The organism is Kitasatospora sp. NPDC059722, assembly GCF_042733235.1.
GTDB lineage: Bacteria > Actinomycetota > Actinomycetes > Streptomycetales > Streptomycetaceae > Kitasatospora.
Map to the genome: position 1 here is coordinate 1 of NZ_JBHWGD010000174.1, position 4,337 is coordinate 4,337.

Sequence of the window (4,337 nt, forward strand, 5' to 3'; positions counted from 1 at the left end):
CCGCCGAAGACGACGGAGTGGGTGGCGCCGATGCGGGCGCAGGCGAGCATGGCGATGACGGCTTCGGCGATCATCGGGAGGTAGATGGCGACGCGGTCGCCCTTGGTGACGCCGAGTTCGAGCAGGGCGTTGGCGGCCTGGGAGACCTCGTCCTTGAGCTGGGCGTAGGTGATGGAGCGGCTGTCGCCGGGTTCGCCTTCGAAGTGGATGGCGACGCGGTCGCCGAGGCCGCTCTCGACGTGGCGGTCGACGCAGTTGTAGGCGACGTTGAGGGTGCCGTCGGCGAACCAGGTGGCGAACGGGGGGTTCGACCAGTCCAGGGTCTGGGTGGGTTCGGTGGCCCAGTCCAGGCGGCGGGCCTGCTCGGCCCAGAAGCCCAGGCGGTCCTCGGAGGCCTGCGCGTACGCGGCCGCGGTGACGTTGGCCGCTGCGGCGAGCTCTGCCGGGGGAGCGAAACGACGCTCCTCCTTGAGCAGGTTGGCCAGGCTCTCGTTGCTCAACGACTTTCTCCTCTTGCTTCTTCATTGCGTCTTCCGGCGTCCTCCGGCTCCTGCCGGTTCGGACGTCGCCGGGGTGGGTCCGTGGCGGTGGTCCCGTGGCGGCGGTGCGGGGGACGGAGGCGGGTCCGGCCGGCCCGTACGCGACACGCTCGGCACGCGGGCTCCCAGCGCCCGAGCGGGCACTGACGGCGAACCACCCGGCCGCACCACGCTAGAGCCGGACCGCCCACCGGAACATGACGGGCGGTACCGAAAGGTCGGGCGGACGCGCCCCGCGCCGCAGGAGCAGCCCGGCCGACGGCGCCGGCGGGGTGCCGACCGGTTGCCGATGGGGTGCTGACAGGACGTTGACAAGACGTTGACGCGCGCGGGTGAGAATCGACCCATGAGCGGCCCGGTCCGGTCGTGGTGGCGCGAGGTCCGCGTGGCCGCGTCCTCCGCCGCTCCGGTTCCACAGCGTCACCCTGCTCCTCCGCGGCCCTCCCGGCCTCGGAGGACGGCGGCGCTCCGCAGACGGACAGCCCTGGTGTGACATGGCGACAAGCCCAACAGTGATCGATCTCGGTGACGCGGCAGCGCCGCACGTGCCGGACGTGCCGGACGTGCCGCTCGTGCTGCCCGTCCTGCGCGGCCGCGCGCGCGAGTCGGAGGTGCTCCGGCACCTGCTCGCCGCCGGGGGAGACGGCTGCGTCTCCGTCCTGCTCGGCGGAGCCTGGGGCAGCGGGAAGACGGAACTGCTGCGGGAGGCACTGGCCGGCGTCCGTGAGGACCCGGACGTCCTCGTGCTGTCGGCGGCGCTCGATCCGCTCGAACGCGAGCTCCCGTTCGGCATGGTCCGCCGGTTCTTCGACCACCTGACGCCGTGGGCCGAACCGGCACCGGCCGCGCTCTGGGCGTCCGCCCCCGAACCGGTGGCGCTCGACGACCTGTACCGGCGGTTGGTCCGGTCGACGGACGGCAGGCGCCTGGTGCTGGCCGTCGACGACCTCCAGCGGGCCGACGCCCGTTCGCTGCGCTGGCTGCGCTACGTGCTGCGGCGCGGTGCCGAGCTGCCCCTGGTCCTCCTCGCCACGCTCGGGGAGGAGGGGACGCACGCGAACACGGACGTCCTCGCCGACGTCGTGCCGCTGTTCCGGCACCGGATGACGCTGGGCGGCCTCGCCGAGGACGCGGTCGAGGCGCTGGCCGAGGACGTCCTCGGCAGGCACCCGGGCCGGGCCGTGACCACGGCCTGCCGGGAGGCCACCGGCGGCAACCCGCTGCTGCTCCGCGCCCTGCTGCGCGGACTCCGTGCCGCTGACCCGCATCACACTGACGTGCAGTACACCGGCCCGCAGTACACCGACCTGCAGTACACCGGCCCGCAGCACACCGGCCCGCAGCACACCGACCCTCGGCGCACCGAAGAGGACCTGGCGGCACGGATCACCGAGTACGTCCCGACCGACGTGGGCCCGGCCGTGCTCGCGCGGATGGAGGCACTGGCGCCGCATGCCGCGACGGTGGCGACGGCCGCCGCCGTCCTCGGCGTGGGCCCGATCGGCAGCCCGAGCACAGGCCCCGGCGCAGATCTGAGCGTCGACCTGCTGGTCGAGGCCACCGGCCTCGCCGAACCGCAGCTGGCGGACGCCCTGCACGCACTGGTGCGGGCCGAGTACCTGACCCGCGCCGGGGAGGAAGGGACGGCCTTCGGCTGCGCGGCCCTCGCCGCGGCCGTGGCCTCCACGGTGCTGCCCAGCCGGCGGATGGCACTCCACCGCGGTGCCGCCCGCTTCCTGCGGGCGCGCGGTGCCTCGGCGCAGCGGATCGCCGTCCACCTCCTGCCCGGCCCCCGGGGCGAGGCGTGGGCACCGGAGGTCCTGGCCCGGGCCGCCGAAGGGGCGGCCGAGGAGGGCCGGACCGCAGCGGCCGCGGCGTACCTGCGGCGTGCGCTGCGGGAGGAGACCGGAGAGGAGTCACGGGCCGGGCTGCTGGCCTCGCTCGGCCGGCTGGAGCTCGCCTCCAGCGTTCCGGTGGCCGTCCGAAGCCTGGAGAGCAGTCTCCGGCTGTCCCAGGACCCGGTCGAGCGGACCGAGGTGGCGCGCAGACTGGCCGGCGCGATGCTGGCCGTGGACCGCTACCCGGAGGCGCTGGAGGTCCTCCGGCGCACCAGCGAACACATCCGGGAGGCGGACCCCGCCGACGCCCTGCGCCTGGAGATCGACCGCATCCACATCGCCCTGACCAACCTGGCCTCCGCCCCGGACGCCGTGGAGCGGCTGATGGAGCTGAACGTCCTCGATGCGCCGGACACCGGCGTCCGGCGGCCGCTGGCCGCGCTGCTGAGCCTGCGCGCGGCCATGGTCGGCCGGTGCCCGGAGGAGGTCGTGAGCCTCGCCGAACTGGCCCTGGGGGAGGGGGCGGACCCGCTGTCGGACGAGTCCTTCGTCTACTACGACGCCCTGGTCGCCCTGCGGGCGGCCGGCGAGACGGTGGCGGCGCTGGAGCACGCGGACGCCGCCGTGCGGCAGGCACGGGCCCGCGGCTCCGCGCTCGGTCGCCTCCAGGCGCTCAGCGTGCGCGCGAACCTGGCGGGACGGGTGGGGCGCCTCGCGGACAGCCAGGCGGACGCGGCCTCGGCACTGGAGGAACTGCGGGCGATCGACATCGGGCCAGCGCACAGCGTCGCCGTCTTCGCGACCGCGACGTCGATGGACTCGCTCATCCGGCGGGGAAGGCCGGAGGAAGCCGAGGATCTTCTCCGACGTGCCGGGCTCGCGGGTGAGTTGAACGCCAACTGGGTCAACGACCACGTCCTGATGGTCCGCGGCCGGCTGCGGGTCGCGCAGGGGCGGCTGGACGAGGGCCTCGCCGACTTCCTCCGCTGCGGTGAACGAGCACTCGCCCGCGGGATGTCCGGCCCCGGCTTCCACACATGGCGTTCCGAGGCGGCGCTGGTCCAGGCGGCGCTGCGGCGCGGCGAGGCGGCCCGGTCCCTGGCGGAGGAGGAGCTCGGACTGGCGCGGGCCTGGGGAGTGCCGGAGACGGTGGGCACCGCCCTGACCGCGCTGGGCGTGGTCCTCGGGGGCGTGGAAGGGCTGGAACTGCTGCGCGAGGCGGTCGGCCTCCTCGAAGACGCACCCGCACGCCTGCGGTACGCCCAGGCGCTCGTCGACTGCGGCATCCTCGCCCGGAAGGCCGGGCGACTGCCCGAGGCCCGCACCTGCCTGCAACGGGCCGCCAGCGTCGCCGACGAGTGCGGAGCGGCCCCGCTCGTGGACCTGGCACTCGCGGAACTCCGCGCCGTCGGCGACCGTCCGCGCACCCGCACGTTCCACGGGGTGAACGCCCTCACCCCGACCGAGCGGCGCGTCGCGGACCTCGCCCTCCAGGGCATGACCAACCGCGGGATAGCCCAGCACCTCTTCGTCGGCCTGCGCACCGTGGAGGTCCACCTCACCAACGTCTACGGGAAGCTGGCCATCGACGGCCGAGCGGGACTGGCCACGGCCCTGGCACCCCCGGCTCCGGCGGACCCAGTCCCAGCGGACCCGGTCTCGGCGCCTCTGGTCCCGGCGGCGGACCAACGCCCAGGCCCGCCGCCGACCCGGCCCGAGGCGTCCGGCACCTGACGCTTCTCCCGTCCGCCCGGCGGCCCGGATCACCTGGCGGACGGGAGGGGGAATCGTCGTTCCACGGTCGTCTCTTGGGCAGCCCTCGTGCGGCTGCCCTCTGTCCATACCGCCCCGGTCACGGGGGGGGGCCCCCCCCCGGGGCGGCGCACACAGACAGAGCCCAGACGAACACCCGCCCCCACTGGAGTGGGAGCACCGCTCGGCCCCCACGCACGCGCCGCCC

At 75.0% G+C, this 4,337-nt stretch carries 2 protein-coding genes; one reads left to right on the plus strand and one right to left on the minus strand.

Annotated features, from left to right (window positions below):
* Positions 1–500, minus strand: a 500-nt coding sequence (locus ACFV4F_RS41425; RefSeq protein ID WP_380510847.1) for an acetyl-coenzyme A synthetase N-terminal domain-containing protein, incomplete at its 3' end; no start/stop codon positions are given.
* Positions 501–1,051: 551 nt separating this feature from the next.
* Between ACFV4F_RS41425 and ACFV4F_RS41430 the strand changes: the two genes are divergently transcribed.
* The gene (locus ACFV4F_RS41430) at positions 1,052–4,111 is read left to right on the plus strand and encodes an AAA family ATPase (RefSeq protein ID WP_380510850.1); all 3,060 of its coding nucleotides are present in this window, start codon (positions 1,052–1,054) and stop codon (positions 4,109–4,111) included.
* The last annotated feature ends 226 nt before the right edge of the window (positions 4,112–4,337 follow it).